The sequence below is a fragment of the Bacillus sp. YBsi01 genome, assembly GCF_038406745.1.
GTDB lineage: Bacteria > Bacillota > Bacilli > Bacillales > Bacillaceae > Bacillus > Bacillus siamensis.
In genome coordinates this window covers 646,089-666,929 of the sequence record NZ_CP151679.1, presented here as the reverse complement: position 1 = coordinate 666,929, position 20,841 = coordinate 646,089, and the positions used below count along the sequence as shown (strand labels likewise).

Genomic DNA, 20,841 nt, shown 5'->3' with positions numbered 1-20,841 from the left:
AGCTCCTTTATTCATGCAGTCCGCATTCTGTTTTCGCCATTCCGTTCCATCTGCCGCTCCGCAAGTCTTCTGCGGTAAACGCAGGTGAAGTGCACGGTTCACAGCCGATGCTCGGATAGCCCTGATCATGAAGAATGTTGTAATCCAGCTCATGCTTGGATGTATATCTCCAGATGTCTTTCCACGTCCAGTGGATCAGCGGGCATACTTTAATGGAATGAAACTTATCGTCTTTATTCAGGAAATTCGTATTCGCCCGGCTCGGCCCTTGATCGCGTCGGAGGCCGGACAGCCATGCCGGACGCCCGGCGAGCGCTTCTCTTAACGGCAGAATTTTTCTGATGAAGCAGCACTGGTTCGGTTCTCTTTCCCACAGTTTATCTCCATGAGCCTCGGCCTGTTCCTCAAGAGTAAGGCTGGGCTTTTTCAGGATGATGTTCAGTCCCGGGTAACGTTCTTTCACTTTTTCGATCGTTTCATATGTTTCTTTAAAGTGAAGTCCTGTATCGAGAAACACGATTTCCGCGTCTTTTTTCACTTTAGAAATTAAATCGATCAGGACGATTCCCTCAATCCCGAAGCTGCACGCGTAAACAAGCTGGTCTCCGTAGTGGCCGTATGCCCATTTTAAAACGGACAGCGCGCCTTTATAGGAATCGTCTTCCGGAAATGTAATCGCCGGTTCCTCCCATGTGTCATACGTTAGCATTTTTTCTTTCCTCCTCCCGGAGACAATCAAACAGCTGTTGTTTTCTGCCGGTTGTCTTATCCCTCAATCTTTTTTCATATAAAAAACTTTCAATCCAGCGGAATGAAAGACAGTGACCCGTTATAGCCCTTATCTTCAAAATGCTGTGCATTTTTCTGGATGCGGCACCTTGCATGATACGCAGGTTGCCGGGCGTCATCGGTCCAGTCCCTCAGCCGCTCTTGATAAGCTTTTTAGATTTGTACTAAATTTTAGCACAATTCTAACAGAAGTCAACCCGAGTTTTTTGATAGGAATAATAAAACAGGCCCTGAGGCCTGTTTTTATTGTCATTATTTTTTAAACCAATCTTTTGACTCGGGATTTTGTTTCCATGATTTCAGTTTCTCAATGTCATCTGAATGTATCGTTCCGTTTTCAAGCGCTACTTCAATCAGCGTGTCATAATCTGTTAACGAGTAGTACGGCAGACCCGCTTTTTTAAAGGCTTCCCTTGCTTTCGGCAGTCCGTATGTAAAAATTGAAAGGACGCCGAGAACTTCCGCGCCCTCTCTTTGAAGGGCCGCCGCAGCTTCAAGCACGCTGCCACCGGTAGAAATCAAGTCTTCAATCACGACTGTTTTTTGTCCTTTTTTAACGGCGCCTTCTATTTGATTTCCTTTGCCGTGCGCTTTCGGTTTGCTTCTGACGTAGCACATCGGAGCGCCTGTACGGTCTGCGAGAAGCGCAGCATGCGGAATGCCTGCCGTTGCAGTGCCCGCGATCATCTCCGCCTCGGGGAAATGCTCTTTCAGCAGTCTGCCGAGCCCGTCCGCCACATCATTTCTCACTTTTGGATACGACAATGTCAGACGGTTGTCACAATAGATCGGCGATAAAATGCCGCTCGCCCACGTAAACGGCTCATTCGGGCGTAAAAAGACAGCTTCAATGTGTAATAGATGTTTTGCGATAGCCTGTTTCATCGGCGAACGCCCTCCCATTCCAGTTTAATGGCTTCGTATGCTTTAACGGGGTTTTCCGCTTTTGTAATTGAACGGCCCACGACAATGGCTGACGAACCGTTTTCTTTCGCAAATGACGGAGTCGCCGTCCGGACTTGATCATCAGCGGCGTCATTGGCCGTGCGGATGCCCGGCGTGACTGTCAGAAATGACGTCCGGACCGCTTCATAAATGGCTTTTGTTTCATGAACCGAACATACCACTCCGTCCAGCCCGCACTCTTCAGCCATTTTGCCGTAATGCACAACCGTTTCTAACAGCGGTTTTTGCAGCAGAAGCTCTTCCTTCGCCATCTGCTCTGAAGTGCTCGTCAGCTGGGTGACTGCGATTAATGACGGGCGTTTTTTGCCTGCCGGCGTGCCTTCTTCAAGCCCCTCAAGAGCTGCGCGCATCATGCGTCCGCCCCCTGCGGCATGCACATTGACGAGATCAATGCCGAGGCCCGCAAGCCGCTTCATCGCTTTATTAACTGTAGTCGGAATATCATGAAGCTTCAAATCTAAAAATATATCACAGTTCCGTTCTTTTAATTGGTGAATGATGGCGGGTCCTTCCTGATAAAAAAGTTCCATCCCTGTTTTGACAAACAGCCTTTCCTTTTTAAACAAATCTAGAAACGCTAAAGTTTCTTCTCCAGATGCAAAATCAAGCGCGATGATGGGCAGGTTGTTCTGCATGTTTCCAGCTCCTTCCGATGCATTCACTTACAGATTGATAACCGTATTGGCGCAGCACATGAGGGAGCTGTTCAATGATTTCCGGGCAGACGAACGGATTGACGAAGTTGGCCGTCCCGACGGCAACCGCACTCGCTCCGGCGAGAAGAAATTCTAATGCATCTTCTGCGGTCTGGACGCCGCCCATCCCGATAATCGGAATTTCAACGGCCTGGCTGACTTCGTATACCATCCGGATGGCGACCGGTTTGATCGCCGGGCCTGACAGTCCCCCCGTTTTATTTGCTAAAATCGGCCGGCCCGTCTTAAGATCGAGCCTCATCCCGACGAGTGTATTAATCATCGTCAGCCCGTCAGCACCGGCCGCTTCAATCGCTTTCGCAATTTCGGTTATGTTTGCGACATTAGGAGAAAGCTTCACATACACAGGCACTGAGGAAACTTCTTTCACCGCTTTTGTCAGATCGGCCGCCATGACGGGATCAGTTCCAAAAGCAATCCCGCCCGTTTTGACATTCGGACACGAAATGTTCAGCTCAAGCGCATGCACATTCGGCGCTTGGCTGATGCGTTCGGCTACTTCTTTATAGTCTTCTACCTGAGAACCCGCGACGTTTGCGATAATCGGCGTGTCAAACTGTTCGAGCCAAGGCAGCTCATGATTGAGCACATGCTCCAGACCGGGATTTTGCAGTCCGATGGCATTCAGCATTCCCGCGCTTGTCTCCGCCACTCTCGGTGTCGGATTTCCGAAGCGGGCTTCGTTCGTGGTGGCTTTAATCATGATGCCTCCGAGGCATGATAAATCGTAAAATCCGGCATATTCCTTCCCGAAACCGAAACATCCGGAAGCGGGGATGATCGGGTTTTTCAATTGGAGACCCGGCAGATTCACCTCTAACATTACAGCGCCACCTCCTCAGCTTTAAATACCGGCCCGTCAAGGCAGACTTTTACATACGACGTATCGCTTTCGCCCGTACGGCACACGCAGGCGAAGCAAGCCCCTATTCCGCAGCCCATCCGCTCTTCCATCGAAAGGTAAACCTCTTTATGGCCGTACTGCTGCTTCAGCGCTTTCAGCATCGGTGTCGGCCCGCAGCTGAGCAGGACATCGAATTCGAGCTGCTTTTCGCGGATGACATCGGTGACAAATCCTTTTTCTCCATATGTTCCGTCAGCCGTCGCCACGTAGGTATCTCCGTACGCGAGACATTCCTGTTCATAAAAAACATCCTTTGCTGATTGAAACCCAAGCACGTGAATAACACTTACGCCTTTTTCCGTCAGGCGCTTTGACAGTTCCTGCAAAGGCGGAACCCCGACTCCGCCTCCGACTAACAGCGCGGTTTTGCCGGGTTCTATCCGCCGGACGGGGAATCCGTTGCCGAGAGGTCCGAGAACGTCGATCCTGCCGCCCTCTTTTTTCTCAGACAAAAGACGCGTCCCCTCACCGTCAGCTCTGTAGATAACGGATACTTCATCCGCGGCGAAATTGACGTCCGCAATGCTGAGCGGCCTTCTTAATAGCGGCGTGACCGCGTCACTTACCTTCAGATGAAGAAATTGTCCCGGCTCGGTAAAGTGCCGGACAACCTCTCCTTTCAGCACCATCTTATAAATCCGGTCGGCAATTTCTGAGTTGGATTGAACAGTCAAGTGCGCTTTCTTCATACCGTAACGGCCGCCTTTTGATTGGTTTCAGATGCAGGCATATGATCCGCCCGGAATGTCATGCTTTCCAACACCCGCAAAATGGCTTCGGCCGTATCTAAAGATGTCAGGCAGGCGACTCCGTTCTCAACGGATTCACGGCGGATTCTGAAGCCGTCTCTGGCCGGCTGTTTCCCTTTTGTCAGCGTATTGATGACAAATTGCGCTTCTCCGTTTCTGATGACGTCGATGAGATTCTTCCCTTCTTCGCCGATTTTCCCGACAACCTGAGCCGGAATCTGAGCGTCTTTCAAATAAGCGGCCGTTCCTTCCGTCGCCATGATGTTATAGCCGATAGCATGGAACCGCTTCGCGATCAGAAGTCCTTCTTCTTTATCTTTATCAGCAACGGTCAACAGCACCGAGCCGTAATTCGGAATTTGAATGCCAGAGGCAATCAGTGCTTTATAGAGCGCTTTTTCAAGAGTTGAATCTTTGCCCATGACCTCTCCCGTCGACTTCATTTCAGGCCCTAATGTAATATCCACTCTTCTCAGCTTCGCGAATGAGAAGACAGGCGCTTTCACATATACCCCCTGCTGTTCAGGCTGCAGTCCCTCTTGATAGCCGAAATCAGCAAGCTTTTGGCCGAGAATGACCTTTGTCGCCAGATTCGCCATCGGAATTTTTGTGATTTTGCTTAAGAACGGCACGGTTCTGCTTGACCGCGGATTTACTTCAAGCACATACACTTCACCTTGCGACAGGACGAATTGGATGTTCAGCAAACCGACGATGTTGAGGCCTTTTGCCAAGGCTACAGTGTATTGTTCGATTTTTTTCTTAATGTCTCCGCTTAAAGACTGAGGCGGATAGACGGCGATTGAATCCCCTGAATGGACGCCGGCCCGCTCGATATGCTCCATAATTCCCGGGATGACGACTGTTTCGCCGTCAGATACGGCGTCGACTTCGATTTCTTTCCCCGTCAGATAACGGTCGATTAACACCGGATGCTGCGGGTTGATTTTGACCGCATTTTTCATATAGTGAAGCAGCTCTTCTTCGTGATAGACGATCTCCATCGCCCGGCCGCCGAGCACATATGAAGGGCGGACAAGTACCGGATAGCCGATGGATGCGGCAATTTTGACCGCTTCATTCACCGACACAGCGGTTTTTCCGAGCGGCTGCGGCACGTTCAGCGCCTCAAGCGCCTGCTCGAACTTATCCCGGTCTTCCGCACGGTCTAAATCCTCAAGTGATGTGCCAAGGATCTTGACGCCGCGGGCGCTCAATTCTTCCGCAAGATTGATCGCCGTCTGGCCGCCGAATTGGACGACGACGCCTTCCGGCTGTTCCAAATCAATGATATGCATGACATCTTCAACCGTCAGCGGTTCAAAATACAGCTTGTCTGAAATGCTGAAATCAGTTGACACTGTTTCAGGGTTGTTGTTGATAATAATCGCTTCATAGCCTGCCTGCTTGATCGCCCAGACAGAGTGAACGGTCGCATAGTCAAATTCGACTCCCTGTCCGATGCGGATCGGGCCGGAGCCGAGGACGATGACGCTTTTTCTTGATGTCACTTCAGATTCATTTTCTTCCTCATATGTGCTGTAGAAGTACGGGGTTTCTGATTCGAATTCCGCCGCGCACGTATCCACCATTTTATATACAGGCTTGATAGCTGCTTCTTTTCTCATTTGGTACAGCTCTTGTTCCGGCATATTCCATTCCCGGCTGATGTATTTGTCAGAGAAACCGAGTTCCTTCGCTGTCTGCAGGGCGGTGAGGCTGCCTTTTTCCGCTTTCAGCTCGGTTTCAAAAGCGACCAGCTTACAGAGCTTGTGCAAAAAGAAGACGTCAATTGCGGAAAACTCATGAAGCTGCTCGACTGTGTAGCCTCTTCTGAACGCTTCTGCAAGGTAAAACAGCCGTTCATCTCCGGCCTTTCTGATCCGTTTTTCCAAAAGTCCGTTAGAAATTTCTTCCGCATCCTTCAGTTCCAGGTGATAGACATCGGCTTCCAATGAGCGGACCGCCTTTAACAGCGATTCTTCAAGGGTGCGTCCGATAGCCATGACCTCTCCGGTGGCTTTCATCTGCGTTCCGAGTCTGCGGTTTGCCGACTCAAATTTATCAAACGGCCAGCGCGGGATTTTTGACACGACATAGTCAAGCGCAGGCTCAAAAGCCGCATATGTTTTTCCCGTTACGGGGTTCATCATTTCATCAAGAGAAAGCCCGACTGCGATTTTCGCCGCAAGCTTTGCGATCGGGTAACCTGTCGCTTTTGAGGCGAGTGCTGATGAGCGGCTCACCCGCGGATTCACTTCGATAATGTAATATTGGAAGCTGTCGGGATCAAGCGCGAGCTGAACATTACAGCCGCCTTCTATGCCGAGCGCGCGGATCAGCTTTAATGAAACATTGCGCAAAAGCTGGTATTCCCGGTCGCTCAGCGTCTGGCTCGGAGCAACGACGATGCTGTCGCCCGTATGGATGCCGACCGGGTCGATATTTTCCATATTGCAGACGACGATCGCATGATCTCTGCTGTCTCTCATGACTTCATATTCGATCTCTTTGTAGCCGGCGATGCTTTTTTCCAATAGGCATTGATGGACGGGGCTTAGTTTTAATCCGTTTTCGACGATCTCTTTCAGCTCCGCTTCATTCGAGCAGATGCCTCCTCCCGTTCCGCCTAAAGTGTAAGCAGGGCGCACGATAACCGGAAACCCGATCCGGCCGACAAATTCCTCGGCTTCCTGCAAAGTGCGGATGATCTCGCTTTCCGGCACCGGTTCATTCAGCTCATTCATCAACGTACGGAATAAATCGCGATCTTCCGCCTGCTGGATGGCGGACAGTTTTGTGCCGAGCACTTCCACTCCGCATTCCTCGAGAACCCCGAGTTCAGACAGCTCGACGGCAAGATTCAGTCCGGTCTGCCCTCCGAGGGTCGGCAGGATGGCATCCGGCCGTTCTTTTCTGATGATACGCGTGAGAAATTCTGTCGTCAGCGGTTCGATGTATACCCGGTCGGCCATTTCCGTATCCGTCATAATCGTTGCCGGATTTGAGTTGACAAGAATGACTTCATAGCCTTCTTCCTTTAAAGCGAGACACGCCTGTGTGCCCGCATAATCAAATTCCGCCGCCTGTCCGATAATAATCGGGCCTGATCCGATCACTAAAATCTTTTTAATATCTACGCGTTTTGGCATACCGCTTCCCCTTCTTTCTCAGTTGTTTCGATCAAGTCAATGAATCTGTCAAATAAATGATTGGCATCTTCCGGCCCCGGTGAAGCTTCAGGGTGGTACTGAACCGTAAATGCCGGCAATGTTTTATGCTTGAGGCCTTCGATCGTTTGGTCATTGATCGCAATATGCGTCACTTCAAGCTCCGTCTCATCTATAGAAGAAACTGTATATCCGTGGTTTTGAGCGGTTAAAGCGACTTTCCCTGTCGCAAGCTCTTTAACCGGGTGGTTGGAGCCCCTGTGTCCGAATTTCATTTTTTCCGTATCCGCTCCTGATGCCAGCGCAAATAATTGATGGCCGAGACAGATTCCGAATAACGGCACCTTCCCGAGTATGCCTTTTATCATCTCAATCGCTTCCGGCACATCTTTCGGATCTCCGGGTCCGTTAGATAGCATGATGCCGTCCGGCTTCAGCTGGAGCACTTCTTCCGCCGTTACATTGTACGGCACAACGATGACATCACATTTTCGTTTGTTTAATTCTCTTAAAATGCCGTGCTTCATGCCGAAATCAACGAGTACGATGCGTTTGCCGCGGCCCGGACTCGGATAAGCCGTTTTCGCCGATACTTGAGCGACTTGATTTCTCGGCAGTTCCGTTTCTTTCAGACGTGCCAGAACCTCTCCGACATTCTCCTTACAAGATACAAATGTTCCTTTTAATGCACCGGCCGTGCGGATCATTCTTGTGAGCTTTCGCGTGTCAATCCCTTGTAAGCCGGGGATATTTTTCATTTTTAAATACTCGTCAAGCGTGTAAGCAGATCTCCAGTTGGAAGGCAGCTCGCACAGTTCTTTTACGATCAGCCCTTTTACAAAAGGAGTGATGGATTCAAAGTCATCTCTGTTAATCCCGTAGTTGCCGATCAGAGGATACGTCAGCGTCACGATCTGCCCGCAGTAGGAGGGGTCTGATAAAATTTCCTGATAACCGGTCATTCCCGTGTTGAATACAACTTCACCCGCGGTATGCTCCAGGCTCCCGAATGCTTCACCCTCAAATACCGCTCCATTTTCCAGCACTAGTCTTCTTTTCATTTGACGAGTCTCCCTTCTTCATATGCAAGCTTACCGGCAGCCATCGTTGCAACAGGCCAGCCGAAGCACTTCATCTTGTTGAATGGCGTATTTTTTCCTTTAGATAAAAATGTATCTTTGTCAATGGCCGCTTCTTTTTCCAGATCAATCAGGGTGATGTCAGCCGGCGCCCCCTGTGCGAGCGTTCCGTACGGAAGACCGAACGCTTCGCAAGGTTTTGTTGTCATGAAATCAACCAGCTGCTTCAGCGTCCACGTCCCGTTTTTCACAAAATGTGTGTACAGAAGCGGAAAGGCTGTTTCTAAACCGACGATACCGAAAGGCGCAAGCTTCATGTCCGTGTTTTTCTCTTGTTCTGTATGCGGCGCATGGTCAGTGGCGATGAAATCAATCGTGCCGTCTAAAAGCCCTTCGATCAGCGCCGCTCTGTCCTCTTTGCTTCGAAGCGGCGGATTCATTTTAAAATTGGTATCAAGTCCCGGGATATCTTCGTCACAAAGCAGCAGGTGGTGCGGCGACACTTCGGCTGTCACGCGGATTCCCGCTTTTTTTGCGTCTCTTACGGTTCTGACGGATTCTTTCGTGCTGATATGACACACATGGTAATGGCAGCCCGCCGCTTCCGCCAGAAGCACGTCACGGGCGATATGTACCGCTTCACAAATGGAAGGTATGCCGTTCAGGCCGTTCGCTTTTGAAAAAGAGCCTTCATGCACGCTTCCGCCGTAAATAAGTGAGTTATCCTCACAATGAGCGACAATCGCTTTGTTTATTGAAGCCGCCCGTTTCATGGCTTCATACATCATTCCGGCCGTCTGAACGCCGACGCCGTCATCGGTGAAGGCGAATGCGCCCGCTTCATGAAGCGCCTTAAAATCTGTCATTTCTTGGCCGGTTTGTCTGATCGTAATGGATGCGTAAGGAAGAACCCTGACAGATGAGGTTTCTTTGATCCGGTTTTGCAGCCATTCCATCTGCTCTTTCGTATCCGGCACGGGTCTTGTATTCGGCATGGCGGCGACTGTGGTAAAACCGCCGCGCGCCGCAGCTTTAGAGCCAGTTTCAATGGTTTCTTTTTTCTCGCCGCCCGGTTCTCTGAAGTGCACATGAAGGTCCACGAGTCCCGGTGAGATGAACAGTCCGTCAGCGTCAATCACCGTTTCTCCGTCTTGCGCGGTCAGAATGCCGGTTTCCGCAATGATTTCTCCTGTTACCCGGATATCCTGTTTCACTTTTTCTCCCTGTTCATTTAACATCCAGCCGTTTTTAATGAGATAAGACATAAGCCGCTTCTCCCCTTTTCGCATTGGTTTGCAGTGCTCTTTTTAAGACTGCCATTCTGATATACACACCATTTTCCATTTGTTTAAAGATTCTTGATTTTTCGCATTCTACTAATGTTGTGTCAATTTCGACTCCTCTGTTCACCGGTGCGGGATGCATGATAATGGCATGCCGCTTCATGCTTTCCGCCCGCTTTGCGGTCAGCCCGTATGCTTCCAGGTAGCCTTTTTGGTCGGCTTCTGTCTGATGCCTTTCATTTTGAATGCGGAGCAGCATGACGACATCTGAAGCTTGTATGGATTCATCCGTCTGTACACAGGTGCCGAAGGCGTTTTTCTCATCCTGCCATTGCGGCGGCCCTGAAAACAGCACGCGTGCGCCGAGCCTTGTCAGCACCTCGGCATTTGACCTTGCCACCCTGCTGTGTTTGATATCGCCATGAATAGAAACCGTCAGGCCTTGAAAGGTCTCAAATTCCTCTTGAATCGTCATTAAATCGAGCAATGACTGAGTCGGATGCTGGCCGCAGCCGTCGCCTGCGTTTAAGATCGGAATATTGACTCTGTCTGTCAGATCTTTGTAATATTCATCCGTGCTGTGCCTGATGACGCAGGCGTCCGCTCCGATTGATTCCAGTGTTCTGACCGTGTCGTATAAGGACTCGCCTTTTTGAACGCTTGTGCTCGTGCCGTCTAAGCTGAGCACGTTCATTCCGAGTTTCTTTTCCGCCACTTCAAAGCTGAACCGCGTTCTCGTGCTCGGTTCAAAAAACAGATTCGCAACGAATTTTCCCGCGAGATCAGGGCGGACTGAACCCTCTTTTATCGCTTTTGCCTCACGCAGCAGTTCTGTAATTTCAGCCGCGCTCAGTTCAGACATCGCCGTTAAATGATTCATGTTTTTTCTCCTCCGTTTCCGCTTGAAGGCCGTAAAAAACACCCCGGTCTATAGACTCGGGGTGCGGTTAAAGAGAGAAGCGGCGTACAGCTTCTTCCCGTTATAACCCTTCCAAGCCTCTCTGGACTTTCTTTAAAAGGTTTACATATGATTTTGTTTTTCCGTTACGTCCGTTTCTTCGTCATTTGTGTGCGGCAGGACAAGGTTCAGAATAACTCCGACGATTGCCGCAAGCGCCATGCCGGATATTTGAAACCCGCCTTTTGATACTTGAATGAACGCACCGCCGACGCCGATCACGAGGATGACGGATGTGATAATTAAATTTCGCTTGTTTTCATAATCAATGTTGTTGTCAATCAGCATTCTCAAGCCGCTGGAGGCGATGATTCCGAAGAGCAGGAAGGAAACGCCTCCCATAACCGCTGAGGGAACAGAGCTGATCAGCGCTGAAACTTTGCCGATAAATCCGAAGCACAGCGCAATCACGCCGGCGCCGCCGATGACAAAGACGCTGAACACTCTCGTAATTGCCAGTACTCCGATGTTCTCGCCGTATGTAGTCGTCGGCGGGCCGCCGATTAACGAAGCGATGATCGTCGCAACACTGTCCCCAATTATGGAGCGGTGCAGTCCCGGCTTTTTAATGAAATCCTGTCCGACAACTTTACTCAGCACCATTTGATGGCCGATATGTTCTGACATCGTCACGAAAGCGACCGGCACCATCGCAGCCGCAATGCCCAACGTCACTGACGGCGTATAGTCTTTGAAAGGGATGATAAATTCAGGGGCGGCGAACCATTTTGCATCAATGACCGGCTGGAAATTGACGATGCCCTGCGTCAGCGCAAACAGATAGCCGCCTATAATGCCGATCAATACCGGAATCAGGCTTAAAAATCCCCGTAAAAAGATGGCGCAGATAATGGTGATGGCCAAAGTGACGCCGGCTACACTGAAATGTTTCAGGCTGTAGACGAGTTCCTTCGCATTCGGATCGGCATACATTGCCATATTGACGGCTGTACTCGCCAATCCGAGGCCGATGACGATGATGACCGGTCCGACGACCACCGGCGGCAGCAGCTTCATCAGCCACCCCGTTCCAAGCTGCCTGATGAGCAGTGCGATCAGGCCGTACACAATTCCCGCCAGGAAGGCGCCGACCATGGCAGCCCCCGGCCCTCCCGCCGCTTTCACCAAGATAATCGGTGAAATAAAAGCGAATGATGAGCCGAGATAAGCGGGAATCCGGCCTTTTGTCACCAAGAGATAGGCGAGTGTCCCGATTCCGCTCGTGACAAGCGCCACTGCCGGGCTCATTCCGACCAGTTTCGGCACGAGTATGGTTGAGCCGAACATGGCGAATAAATGCTGCAGGCTGAATGACAGCCAGGACAATGGATTGGGGACGTCCCTGACTCCCAGGTTTACTTTTTTCTTACTCATGGCGTTTTCCTCCCGGTTGACTTTCAAATGGTATAAAAAAACCTCTTTGCTTATACGCAAAGAGGCATACAAAACCCGGCCGCGTCGATCCGCCCGGCTTTGTGTTTTAAAATCCTCTTTGCAGACTCTCTGGAATGCATTTAAAAAGGGTGATTATTCATTTTCGTATATGGCGACCATATCAGTCTGATCAACTTCACTCAGCTGAACCATCACTTTTTCAGCTTTTGAAGTCGGGATGTTTTTCCCGATATAGTCCGCTCTGATCGGCAGCTCCCGGTGCCCTCTGTCAACAAGCACGGCAAGCTGTATCGATGACGGCCGTCCGACATCAACGAGTGCATCCATCGCCGCTCTCACCGTCCGGCCGGTATAAAGCACATCATCGACCACAATGACCTTTTGGTCTGTGATATCAGCCGGAATGTCCGCGCCTTTTACAAGCGGTTCTTCATTGCTCGTTTTTTTTGTGAGATCGTCACGGTAAAGGGTAATATCAATTTCTCCGACGGTGACCGGATTTCCTTCAATCTGTTCGATCCGTTCAGCCAGCCGCTTTGCTAAATAAATGCCTCTTGTTTTAATCCCTACAAGAATGCAGTCATTCATTCCTTTATTCCGTTCGATCATTTCATGGGCTATCCTTGTGAGCGCCCTTCTGATGGCCTGTTCGTCGAGAATAACAGCTTTTTGATTCACTCGTGACACCTCTCCATTCGTATATAAGAAGAAAAAACCCCTCCTGCCAGAGCATAGAGGGGTTCCTTTCCAGGACGAAGACACACACGTATCTCTTCTGTCCTTTCCGTTATCCTTCTCAGCCTCTCTGGACTGTGTTAAAGAATCTATTCAGCTTGTTTTTATTATTTCAGAAAAGAAAGTCGCTGTCAATGGCTATTTCTCAAATGTTCAATGAGTTTTTTCATATCTTCAGGTAGGGGCGCTTCAAACTCCATGTATTCGCCCGTCCGCGGATGATCAAAACCTAATATTCCGGCATGAAGCGCCTGGCCGTTGAAATCGATGGTTTTTCTCGGTCCGTACTTCGGGTCGCCTGCCAAAGGAAACCCGATATATTTCATATGAACGCGGATCTGATGCGTTCTTCCGGTTTCAAGACGGCACTCTACGAGCGTGAAGTCTTGAAACCGCTCAAGCACGTGGAAATGCGTGACGGCGTTTTTGCTGCCTTCTCTTGTTACGGTCATGCTTTGACGGTCTTTCTTATCTCTTCCGATCGGAGCGTCAATCGTTCCGTCATCATGTGAAATCAACCCGTGGACAACCGCTGTGTACTTTCTCGTCACGGTTTTATTGACGAGCTGATTAACGAGTGATTCATGCGCCATATCGTTTTTGGCGACCATTAACAGGCCGGAGGTATCTTTATCAATGCGATGGACGATTCCCGGGCGCATGACGCCGTTAATGCCTGAAAGATCATTGCAGTGAGCCATCAGTCCGTTTACGAGCGTCCCTGTCACATGGCCGGGCGCCGGATGTACGACCATGCCCCGCGGTTTGTTCACAACCAAGACGTCCTGATCCTCATAGTAAATATCCAGATCCATCGGCTCTGCAAGCACGTCCAGTTCTTCCGGTTCAGGAATGGTGACGGTTACCTGATCGCCGGGCTGCATTTTGTAGTTGGCTTTGACGGATTTGCCGTTAACGGTTACCAGTCCCTCTTTCACCCATTGCTGCACCTGGGTGCGTGACCAGTTTTCTCCTGCTGCGGCCAAAAATTTATCAATCCGTTCGCTTTTTTGTTCAGGCTGAACGGTTATCTCAAATTGATTCATGTTATTGCTCCTTCTTTTTCCCGCTGTCAAACAGCATATGAATAAATAAAAGTATGACGCCGACGCACAGTGAGGAGTCCGCGATATTAAAAATCGGATAGTGATAATTCACGATGATGACGTGAATAAAATCGACTACTTCCTGGCGTGCCGCCCGGTCGATAAAGTTTCCGGCTGCACCTCCCAGCATTAAGCCGAGAGAAATTCCGAGTAACATCTGCCCTTTTGCATAACGCTGTATGTAATAAACGATTCCGATAATCACGGCGATGGTAATGACGTAGAAAAACCACATTTGGCCGGCTAAAATTCCCCATGCCGCTCCCGTGTTGCGATGAGAGGTGATATAAAGCACCTGATCGATGACAGGTATGCTTTGTCCCAATTCCATATGGCTGACGACAAGCCATTTGGTTAATTGGTCGGCAATAATAATAAAAAGAGCGATAAGATAATAAAGCACACACGTTCCTCCAGTATACAGTTACTTTTATCCTTTATGAATTTTATCAGTAAAAGATGCCGGAGTAAAGGCAGATCATAAGGGCATGAAGACAGACGCTGTCACTCATACAGCGCCTGATCATATGCATAATCTCCGGATACCCAGTATGGAAGGGTTTTCTTTTCAAATTGAGCGGGATAATAAAAATCATCAGCGGTTCTGGCCGTCGGCAATACCGCAAGCTTGTCAATCGGAATGGGGTCGCCTGTTTTTTCACAATAACCGTACGTATTGTTTTCAAACTTAGACAGGGCAAGAAGAACATCCTGCAGTTCTTCTTTTATATGATAGATCAGAGTTGCTTCTTGGTCGTTCATTGAAGGTTCAACAGATGCTGACATTTGAAAGCAAGAATATTCAAATAATCTTGATTGAAGTTCTTCTTTCATCATGAGAAGCTCCGTGTGGATTGCGGTCAGTTGATCATTCATTCATCACAACTCCTGCTCTTGATGTTATAGCTTTATTGTTGCCACCAGAGCGCCATTTGAAGCCCATAAGATTTTTCCTATCGTTCTAATCGATGACATTAGTGGCATGTAAAAAACGCCCGGCTGTCAGCCGGGCGCTTTCTCATTCATTAATTTTGATAATATTTTTCAACGATTTCCGCATTGCGCAGTGATAATGTCGGATACTTCGGATTGGCGCCGACATCTTTAGAAATCACGCGGGACCGCTCACACATCTGACCTTCCGCTTTTTCTACGGTCATTTTTCCTGTTGTGAAGCTTTGCGCGTTTTCCGGCGCTTCGCTTTCGTCTTTTACTGTCAGTTCCGAGACGATAAACAGCTGTGCGATGTTTTCTTTAATGGATGACAAGAGGTCGCGGTTTTCTTTGTTCGGATACAAAGTCAGGCTCGCTTCCAATGATCTTCCGATAATTTTTTCGTTACGGGCCATTTCCAAAGCTTTCAGCACGTCATTGCGAAGCTCCATGAAGCGGTCGAATTTTTCTTCTGTCGCCTGACTGTCCGGAACAGAGATGGTTTCCGGCATATCTGTCAGCTGCACGCTCGCCTCTTCAACAAATGATAAGTGAGACCACATTTCATCCGCCGTATGAGGGAGAATCGGTGCTGTCAGCTTCACTAACGCCAGCAGCGTTTCATAAAAGACGGTCTGCATGCTGCGGCGGTCCGGATGATCCGCATGCTCGATGTACACGACATCTTTTGCGAAATCAAGATAGAAAGAGCTGAGCTCGATCGTACAGAAATTATGAATGCTGTGATAAACAACCGCAAATTCGTATTCATCGTACGCTTTTTTCACTTTATCGATCAGCTTATTCAGCTTGATCAGCATATATTGATCCACTTCACGAAGATCTTTTACATCAACGGCATTGACGCTTGGATCGAAATCGAACAGGTTGCCGTGAAGGAAACGGAACGTGTTGCGGACTTTCCGGTATACTTCCGCGACCTGCTTCAGAATATCTTCAGAAACCGGGTGATCGGCCTGATAGTTTACGGAAGAAACCCATAAACGCAGAATTTCAGCTCCAAGCTGTTTTGCGATTTTTGTCGGCTCAATCGTATTGCCGAGTGATTTACTCATTTTACGGCCGTTTGCATCAAGTGTAAATCCGTGGCTTAATACGCCTTTATACGGCGCTTTGCCGGTGACTGCAACGGCGGTTGAAAGAGATGAGTTAAACCAGCCGCGGTATTGGTCAGAGCCTTCAAGGTATAAATCAGCCGGGCGGACGAGATCATCACGTTCCTCAAGAACGGCCTGATGAGAAGAACCTGAATCAAACCATACATCCATAATGTCTTGCTCTTTCGTGAAGATTCCGTTCGGGCTTCCCGGATGTGTAAATCCTTCCGGCAGAAGGTCTTTTGCCTCTCTTTCAAACCAGACGTTTGAGCCGTGCTGTTTGAACAGCTCAGAAACGTGTTCAATCGTTTCGTCGGTGATGATCGGCTCACCGTTTTCAGCATAAAATACCGGGATCGGAACGCCCCAGACGCGCTGTCTTGAAATACACCAGTCGCCGCGGTCGCGCACCATGTTGTAAAGGCGCTGTTCGCCCCACTCCGGCACCCACTTCGTTTGTTTGATGGCATCAAGCAGCTCCGGTCTGAAATCTTTAATTGACGCAAACCATTGCGCGGTCGCTCTGAAGATAGTCGGTTTTTTTGTTCTCCAGTCATGCGGATAAGAGTGTGTAATAAACTCGAGCTTTAAGAGCGCGCCGTTTTCTTCAAGCTTCTCCGTGATCGGTTTATTGGCTTTATCGTAAAACATTCCTTCAAAGCCCGGCGCTTCGTCGGTCATGTTGCCTTTTTCATCGACAGGGCAAAGTACTTCTAAGCCGTACTTTTGGCCGACGATAAAGTCATCTTCCCCGTGGCCCGGAGCAGTATGAACACAGCCTGTTCCGGCATCGGTTGTAACATGGTCACCGAGCATGACGAGTGAATCTCTGCCGTACAGCGGATGTTCTGCAGTGATGTATTCTAACTCTCTGCCTTTATACGATGCGACAACTTCAGGATTTTCAAAGCCGCATGCCTCCGCTACGCTTTCGATTAATTCAGCCGCTACTACATAACGCTTGTCTCCAACCTTGATGACATTGTATTCAAGATCAGGATGAACGGAAATTCCGAGGTTGGCAGGCATTGTCCACGGTGTCGTCGTCCAGATAATAAAGCTTTCTCCGTTCTCGAGAACGCCTTTACCGTCTTTCACCTTAAATGCAACATAAATGGATGCCGAACGTTTGTCCTGATATTCAATTTCCGCTTCTGCTAAGGCAGATTCACTTGAAGGCGACCAGTTGACAGGCTTCAGGCCTTTATAAATATAGCCTCTTTTCGCCATTTCGCCGAAAACGCGGATCTGCTGCGCTTCAAATTCAGGCTGAAGCGTAACATAAGGGTTTTCCCAATCGCCTCTGACGCCGAGACGCTTGAATTGTTCGCGCTGTCTTTCGATCTGCTGCCATGCATATTCTTCGCAAAGCTTGCGGAAATCGGCTACGGACATTTCTTTCCGGTTCACTTTTTTGTTTTTTGTCAGTGCCGTTTCAATCGGCAGACCGTGCGTGTCCCACCCCGGCACATACGGGGCATTGTAGCCGCTCATTGATTTATAGCGGACGATAAAATCTTTCAGGATTTTATTCAGGGCATGACCCATGTGGATGTCTCCGTTTGCATAAGGAGGTCCGTCATGCAGTACGAATTTCGGGCGGTCTTTCGTCCGTTCTTGAACAAGACGGTAAATATCCTGCTCCTCCCATTCTTTCTGCATGTCCGGCTCACGGTTCGGCAGATTTCCGCGCATCGGAAAATCTGTTTTCGGCATTAACAGCGTATCTTTGTAATCCATTTTCATTCCTCCACAACATTTTTCAGAAAATAAAAAAAGCCCTCTCATCCCATAAGGGACGAGAAAGCTTATCTCGCGGTACCACCCTTTTAGAAAAAACGATCATTCGTCTTTTCCTCTCGAACATCGTAACGTGATGGAACGTCCTTTCCTACTCTCGGTTCAGAAAGGAAACTAAAGGGCTGATCTGCATGATTCCGGCCATCCCGGGCTTTCACCTTCCCCGGTTCGCTTTATGGCCTGCTTTGAGTCATGCCGGTCCCTTTCATCGTCTTTTCATCTGAATTTATGAACGTATTATATTCGAACGGGCCGGAGAATGTCAAGAAAATCTGAAAATTATTCTTTTTCCTCAAATACCGCGTCGACTTCGTATTCTAACAGATGATCCCAATCATCGTTTTTCAGCAGGTCGAGCTGCGCCTCAATCAGCATTTGGAAACGCGTTCTGAACACTTTAGACTGTTTTTTCAGCTCTTCAATTTCCATTGCGATTTTTCTTGATTTAGAAAGCGACTCATTGATGATTCGATCAGCATTTTTTTCTGCTTCACGGACGATCAGCTTCGCCTCTTTCTGCGAATTGCGCTTTACGTCTTCTGCCGCTTCTTGAGCTACGAGAATTGACTTATTCAGCGTTTCTTCAATATTGGCAAAGTGGCCGATTTTTTCATCCAGCTCGTTCACTTTCGCCTCAAGCTCCGTTTTTTTACGGAGTGCGATTTCGTAATCTTTTCTGACCTGCATTAAAAATTCATTTACTTCATCTTCATCATATCCGCGAAAACCTTTTGTAAACGTTTTGTTATGGATATCATTCGGTGTTAATGGCATATTGCCACCTCCATTTTTACATTTCAGTACGGTTATCTAGTTCACATTATAAAACAAATACGGCCATAGATGGAGAAAAAATCTGAAAAAACGACTCATTTTTGCCGTTCGAATGTGACTTTCCATTTGTCTTTTTTCGTTTTTCCGTCTACTTTTGTCAAACTGCATCGTCCGAAGCCCCGAATCGAGAGCATGTCCCCTTCAGCAACCTGATAGGACGGATCCTCAACGGCTTTCCAATTCACCTTAACGAGCCCGTTCTTCACAAGGGTCTGCGCTTTCTGCCGGGATTGCCTGCTCATCGAAGCGCAGACAGCGTCGAGGCGCAATGAAGAAACCGTGTCATCCCTTATTTCGACATCTGAAGCGGGAATGTGAAGGGCCGAAAGCTCGATTTTCTCAAGCTTTACCGGCGCTTTGCCCGCTTTGGTCAGCTGAGTGCCGACAAAATCGGCGATTTCACCGGAAACGATAAGCTGCACGGCCTCCTCTGAGAAAATCAGATCGCCGTATTTCTGCCGCTTTAAGCCGATCCCCATTAATGATCCGAGAAGAGAGCGGTGATCGATGCTGACGAATTTTTCAGCGTATTGAACATCAAAGGCCTGAAGCTCAAAATCATCTTGTCCAGGTTCCATATATTCAGGATATAAAATCGCGCGTTTGCGCTCAGCTCTGTCATATCCCCCGAAAAAGGCAAGACCGCACGCATCGCCGATGACGGCTTTTACAATCACCTGTTCCCGCGGATCTAAGAAATCGGTCAGCTTCATCCGATATTGGTCCAGGACAATCTCTTTCCATTCAAGCGCCTGGTCGATAAAAGGCCGCTCGTCGTGTCTGAAGTGCTGGTAAATATCGCTCATGTTCTTTCCTTTCTATGTAAAGAGGCTTGGCTGGTGCCAAGCCCGTATCAAACTGTCGCATTCAAGTATACATTGCGATCATGCGGTATAGGCCCCAAAGTCCCGTCGTGGCAAACCGAAGCACGATAATCGCTACAATCGGGGATATATCCAGCATGGCAATGGGCGGAATGATCCTTCTGAACGGCTCTAAATACGGCTCGCAAATCGATGCGAGAAACCGTCCGACCGCCGTTTCTCTCGTACTCGGCACCCATGACATAAAGATGTAGATAATCAGGGCAAACGAGTAGATGTAAATTAAATAACTCAGAACGGAAAAAATTTGATAAAGAATCATCCTGCTTTACCACCTCTGATGTTCGTCTTCATTTATAAGCTCCGAAATCGTGCCGGAAACATCGACATTATCAGGCGTGCACAGAAAAATATCCGAACCGATTCTTTGAATGTCGCCGCCGATGGCATAGACGGTTCCGCTTAAAAAGTCGACGATTCTTTTCGCCTGATCATGCTGGATGCGCTGAAGGTTGACGACAACCGCCCGCCTGTTCTTTAAATGATCGGCGATTTCCTGCGCTTCCGCATATACACGCGGTTCACTCAACACCACTTTAGAGGATTTCTGAACACTTTGCAAGCTTACTACGTTCTGTTTGCCCGCAGGCTTCTGAGCGTAGGCATTCTGTTTATCTTTCTGCTGTTCATGCTCTTCCGGACGATCCTGCTCCGTTTCAATGTATTCGTATTCGTACTCCTCCTCATCCATCGAGAAAAAGTTTTTCAGTTTATTTTTCATGCTCATTTGTTTACACCCCCCGTTTCATTTCCGACTAATGAAGAGCCGATTCTGATAAAAGTAGCGCCCTCTTCAACAGCGATTTCATAATCATTTGACATGCCCATTGACAGTTCCCGGCACGGTGCGTTTGTCTGGTCCAGCTCCTGCACCTGGTCCCTCAGATCACGCAATTGCCGGAAACAGGCTCTGATCGTTTCTGTATCGTCTGTCAGGGGAGCCATCGTCATCAGGCCCTCTACAGAAATGTTTCTAAACTCAGAAAGCTCTCTGATAAAGGGGATGACCTCCTCTGTTTTCAAACCGTGCTTAGACGGCTCAAGCGAAGTATTCACCTGCACAAAACAGCGAACCGGATGCTGCGCCCGTTTTTCAATTTCTTTAGCCAATGACAGTCTGTCTAAGGAATGTATATAAGATACACGGTCTACGACAGCCTTCACCTTTCTGGACTGAAGACTGCCGATAAAGTGCCACACGGGGCTGCCTTTGATGACATCCTGTTTACGGATAAGCTCGGCATCCCGGTTTTCTCCCAGACTTGTAATACCGGCATCCACGGCCTCTTGAGCCCTTTCGGATGATACGTATTTTGTAACCGCGATGACAGTTACATCTTCGGGGCTTCGGCCCGATCTGTTACATGCTTCGTTTATTCTTTCGTTTATATGTCGTAATTGATCAGCAACACGCAAGATAAC

General features: G+C 48.8%; 20 protein-coding genes, 1 riboswitch and 1 other annotated feature. All 20 genes read right to left on the bottom strand.

The features are described 5' to 3' along the window. Positions 1-7: 7 nt before the first annotated feature. The 20 genes from AADZ70_RS03735 to AADZ70_RS03640 all read right to left on the bottom strand — a co-directional run bounded on the left by AADZ70_RS03735 (position 8) and on the right by AADZ70_RS03640 (position 20,835). Complete coding sequence (locus AADZ70_RS03735; RefSeq protein ID WP_016936177.1) at positions 8-709, bottom strand: phosphoadenylyl-sulfate reductase; 702 nt, start codon at positions 707-709, stop codon at positions 8-10. 126 nt (positions 710-835) lie between these two features. Further along, positions 836-940: riboswitch (SAM riboswitch) on the bottom strand. Positions 941-1,041: 101 nt separating this feature from the next. Beyond that, a complete protein-coding gene (pyrE, locus tag AADZ70_RS03730) occupies positions 1,042-1,674 on the bottom strand; it encodes an orotate phosphoribosyltransferase (RefSeq protein ID WP_016936179.1) in 633 nt (210 codons plus the stop codon). Then, positions 1,671-2,390 carry an orotidine-5'-phosphate decarboxylase gene (gene pyrF / locus AADZ70_RS03725; RefSeq protein WP_264820114.1) on the bottom strand — a complete coding sequence of 240 codons (720 nt, stop codon included), beginning with the start codon at positions 2,388-2,390 and terminating at the stop codon, positions 1,671-1,673. Before pyrF ends, pyrE begins: the two co-directional genes overlap by 4 nt. Continuing rightward, a complete protein-coding gene (locus AADZ70_RS03720) occupies positions 2,359-3,294 on the bottom strand; it encodes a dihydroorotate dehydrogenase (RefSeq protein WP_264820113.1) in 936 nt (311 codons plus the stop codon). The genes pyrF and AADZ70_RS03720 overlap by 32 nt, the downstream gene beginning before the upstream one ends. Then, positions 3,294-4,064 (bottom strand): dihydroorotate dehydrogenase electron transfer subunit, encoded by a 771-nt coding sequence (locus AADZ70_RS03715; RefSeq protein WP_264820112.1) that lies wholly within the window; start codon positions 4,062-4,064, stop codon positions 3,294-3,296. Before AADZ70_RS03715 ends, AADZ70_RS03720 begins: the two co-directional genes overlap by 1 nt. Further along, positions 4,061-7,276 carry a carbamoyl-phosphate synthase (glutamine-hydrolyzing) large subunit gene (carB, locus tag AADZ70_RS03710; protein WP_342007737.1) on the bottom strand — a complete coding sequence of 1,072 codons (3,216 nt, stop codon included), beginning with the start codon at positions 7,274-7,276 and terminating at the stop codon, positions 4,061-4,063. Before carB ends, AADZ70_RS03715 begins: the two co-directional genes overlap by 4 nt. Then, positions 7,261-8,355, bottom strand: a complete 1,095-nt coding sequence (locus AADZ70_RS03705; protein WP_342007736.1) for a carbamoyl phosphate synthase small subunit — start codon at positions 8,353-8,355, stop codon at positions 7,261-7,263. The genes carB and AADZ70_RS03705 overlap by 16 nt, the downstream gene beginning before the upstream one ends. Beyond that, on the bottom strand, positions 8,352-9,638 hold the full coding sequence (locus AADZ70_RS03700; protein ID WP_095240744.1) for a dihydroorotase: 1,287 nt from the start codon (positions 9,636-9,638) through the stop codon (positions 8,352-8,354). Before AADZ70_RS03700 ends, AADZ70_RS03705 begins: the two co-directional genes overlap by 4 nt. After that, positions 9,622-10,536, bottom strand: coding sequence for an aspartate carbamoyltransferase catalytic subunit (locus AADZ70_RS03695; RefSeq protein WP_342007735.1), 915 nt, complete (start codon positions 10,534-10,536; stop codon positions 9,622-9,624). Before AADZ70_RS03695 ends, AADZ70_RS03700 begins: the two co-directional genes overlap by 17 nt. A 141-nt stretch (positions 10,537-10,677) precedes the next feature. Beyond that, positions 10,678-11,988 carry a uracil permease PyrP gene (gene pyrP, locus AADZ70_RS03690; RefSeq protein ID WP_342007734.1) on the bottom strand — a complete coding sequence of 437 codons (1,311 nt, stop codon included), beginning with the start codon at positions 11,986-11,988 and terminating at the stop codon, positions 10,678-10,680. Positions 11,989-12,141: 153 nt separating this feature from the next. Further along, complete coding sequence (pyrR, locus tag AADZ70_RS03685; protein ID WP_003154392.1) at positions 12,142-12,687, bottom strand: bifunctional pyrimidine operon transcriptional regulator/uracil phosphoribosyltransferase; 546 nt, start codon at positions 12,685-12,687, stop codon at positions 12,142-12,144. A gap of 188 nt (positions 12,688-12,875) precedes the next feature. Then, positions 12,876-13,790, bottom strand: coding sequence for an RluA family pseudouridine synthase (locus AADZ70_RS03680; RefSeq protein WP_016936188.1), 915 nt, complete (start codon positions 13,788-13,790; stop codon positions 12,876-12,878). A 1-nt stretch (position 13,791) separates the two neighbouring features. Beyond that, a complete protein-coding gene (lspA, locus tag AADZ70_RS03675; protein WP_016936189.1) occupies positions 13,792-14,253 on the bottom strand; it encodes a signal peptidase II in 462 nt (153 codons plus the stop codon). 101 nt (positions 14,254-14,354) lie between these two features. After that, positions 14,355-14,726: a TraR/DksA family transcriptional regulator gene (locus AADZ70_RS03670; protein ID WP_016936190.1), complete on the bottom strand. Its 372-nt coding sequence runs from the start codon at positions 14,724-14,726 to the stop codon at positions 14,355-14,357. Between the two features lie 149 nt (positions 14,727-14,875). After that, entirely contained in the window at positions 14,876-17,641 is a 2,766-nt protein-coding gene (gene ileS / locus AADZ70_RS03665; protein WP_016936191.1) for an isoleucine--tRNA ligase, read from the bottom strand. Between the two features lie 51 nt (positions 17,642-17,692). Next, positions 17,693-17,919, bottom strand: a binding site (T-box leader). 61 nt (positions 17,920-17,980) lie between these two features. Then, positions 17,981-18,475, bottom strand: a complete 495-nt coding sequence (gene divIVA, locus AADZ70_RS03660) for a septum site-determining protein DivIVA (RefSeq protein ID WP_003154406.1) — start codon at positions 18,473-18,475, stop codon at positions 17,981-17,983. 95 nt (positions 18,476-18,570) lie between these two features. Next, positions 18,571-19,341: an RNA-binding protein gene (locus tag AADZ70_RS03655; protein WP_045926087.1), complete on the bottom strand. Its 771-nt coding sequence runs from the start codon at positions 19,339-19,341 to the stop codon at positions 18,571-18,573. 61 nt (positions 19,342-19,402) lie between these two features. After that, a complete protein-coding gene (locus AADZ70_RS03650; protein WP_016936193.1) occupies positions 19,403-19,681 on the bottom strand; it encodes a YggT family protein in 279 nt (92 codons plus the stop codon). A gap of 6 nt (positions 19,682-19,687) precedes the next feature. After that, complete coding sequence (gene sepF, locus AADZ70_RS03645; RefSeq protein ID WP_045926086.1) at positions 19,688-20,146, bottom strand: cell division protein SepF; 459 nt, start codon at positions 20,144-20,146, stop codon at positions 19,688-19,690. Then, positions 20,143-20,835: a YggS family pyridoxal phosphate-dependent enzyme gene (locus AADZ70_RS03640; protein ID WP_342007733.1), complete on the bottom strand. Its 693-nt coding sequence runs from the start codon at positions 20,833-20,835 to the stop codon at positions 20,143-20,145. The genes sepF and AADZ70_RS03640 overlap by 4 nt, the downstream gene beginning before the upstream one ends. Between the last annotated feature and the right edge of the window lie 6 nt (positions 20,836-20,841).

Excerpts from the sequence above, each read along its gene's own strand:
- AADZ70_RS03735 (WP_016936177.1), bottom strand. The coding sequence starts at position 709 with ATGCTAACGTATGACACATGGGAGGAACCGGCGATTACATTTCCGGAA.
- pyrE (WP_016936179.1), bottom strand. The coding sequence starts at position 1,674 with ATGAAACAGGCTATCGCAAAACATCTATTACACATTGAAGCTGTCTTT.
- pyrF (WP_264820114.1), bottom strand. The coding sequence starts at position 2,390 with ATGCAGAACAACCTGCCCATCATCGCGCTTGATTTTGCATCTGGAGAA.
- AADZ70_RS03720 (WP_264820113.1), bottom strand. The coding sequence starts at position 3,294 with ATGTTAGAGGTGAATCTGCCGGGTCTCCAATTGAAAAACCCGATCATC.
- AADZ70_RS03715 (WP_264820112.1), bottom strand. The coding sequence starts at position 4,064 with ATGAAGAAAGCGCACTTGACTGTTCAATCCAACTCAGAAATTGCCGAC.
- carB (WP_342007737.1), bottom strand. The coding sequence starts at position 7,276 with ATGCCAAAACGCGTAGATATTAAAAAGATTTTAGTGATCGGATCAGGC.
- AADZ70_RS03705 (WP_342007736.1), bottom strand. The coding sequence starts at position 8,355 with ATGAAAAGAAGACTAGTGCTGGAAAATGGAGCGGTATTTGAGGGTGAA.
- AADZ70_RS03700 (WP_095240744.1), bottom strand. The coding sequence starts at position 9,638 with ATGTCTTATCTCATTAAAAACGGCTGGATGTTAAATGAACAGGGAGAA.
- AADZ70_RS03695 (WP_342007735.1), bottom strand. The coding sequence starts at position 10,536 with ATGAATCATTTAACGGCGATGTCTGAACTGAGCGCGGCTGAAATTACA.
- pyrP (WP_342007734.1), bottom strand. The coding sequence starts at position 11,988 with ATGAGTAAGAAAAAAGTAAACCTGGGAGTCAGGGACGTCCCCAATCCA.
- AADZ70_RS03680 (WP_016936188.1), bottom strand. The coding sequence starts at position 13,790 with ATGAATCAATTTGAGATAACCGTTCAGCCTGAACAAAAAAGCGAACGG.
- AADZ70_RS03670 (WP_016936190.1), bottom strand. The coding sequence starts at position 14,726 with ATGAATGATCAACTGACCGCAATCCACACGGAGCTTCTCATGATGAAA.
- ileS (WP_016936191.1), bottom strand. The coding sequence starts at position 17,641 with ATGGATTACAAAGATACGCTGTTAATGCCGAAAACAGATTTTCCGATG.
- divIVA (WP_003154406.1), bottom strand. The coding sequence starts at position 18,475 with ATGCCATTAACACCGAATGATATCCATAACAAAACGTTTACAAAAGGT.
- AADZ70_RS03655 (WP_045926087.1), bottom strand. The coding sequence starts at position 19,341 with ATGAGCGATATTTACCAGCACTTCAGACACGACGAGCGGCCTTTTATC.
- AADZ70_RS03650 (WP_016936193.1), bottom strand. The coding sequence starts at position 19,681 with ATGATTCTTTATCAAATTTTTTCCGTTCTGAGTTATTTAATTTACATC.
- sepF (WP_045926086.1), bottom strand. The coding sequence starts at position 20,146 with ATGAGCATGAAAAATAAACTGAAAAACTTTTTCTCGATGGATGAGGAG.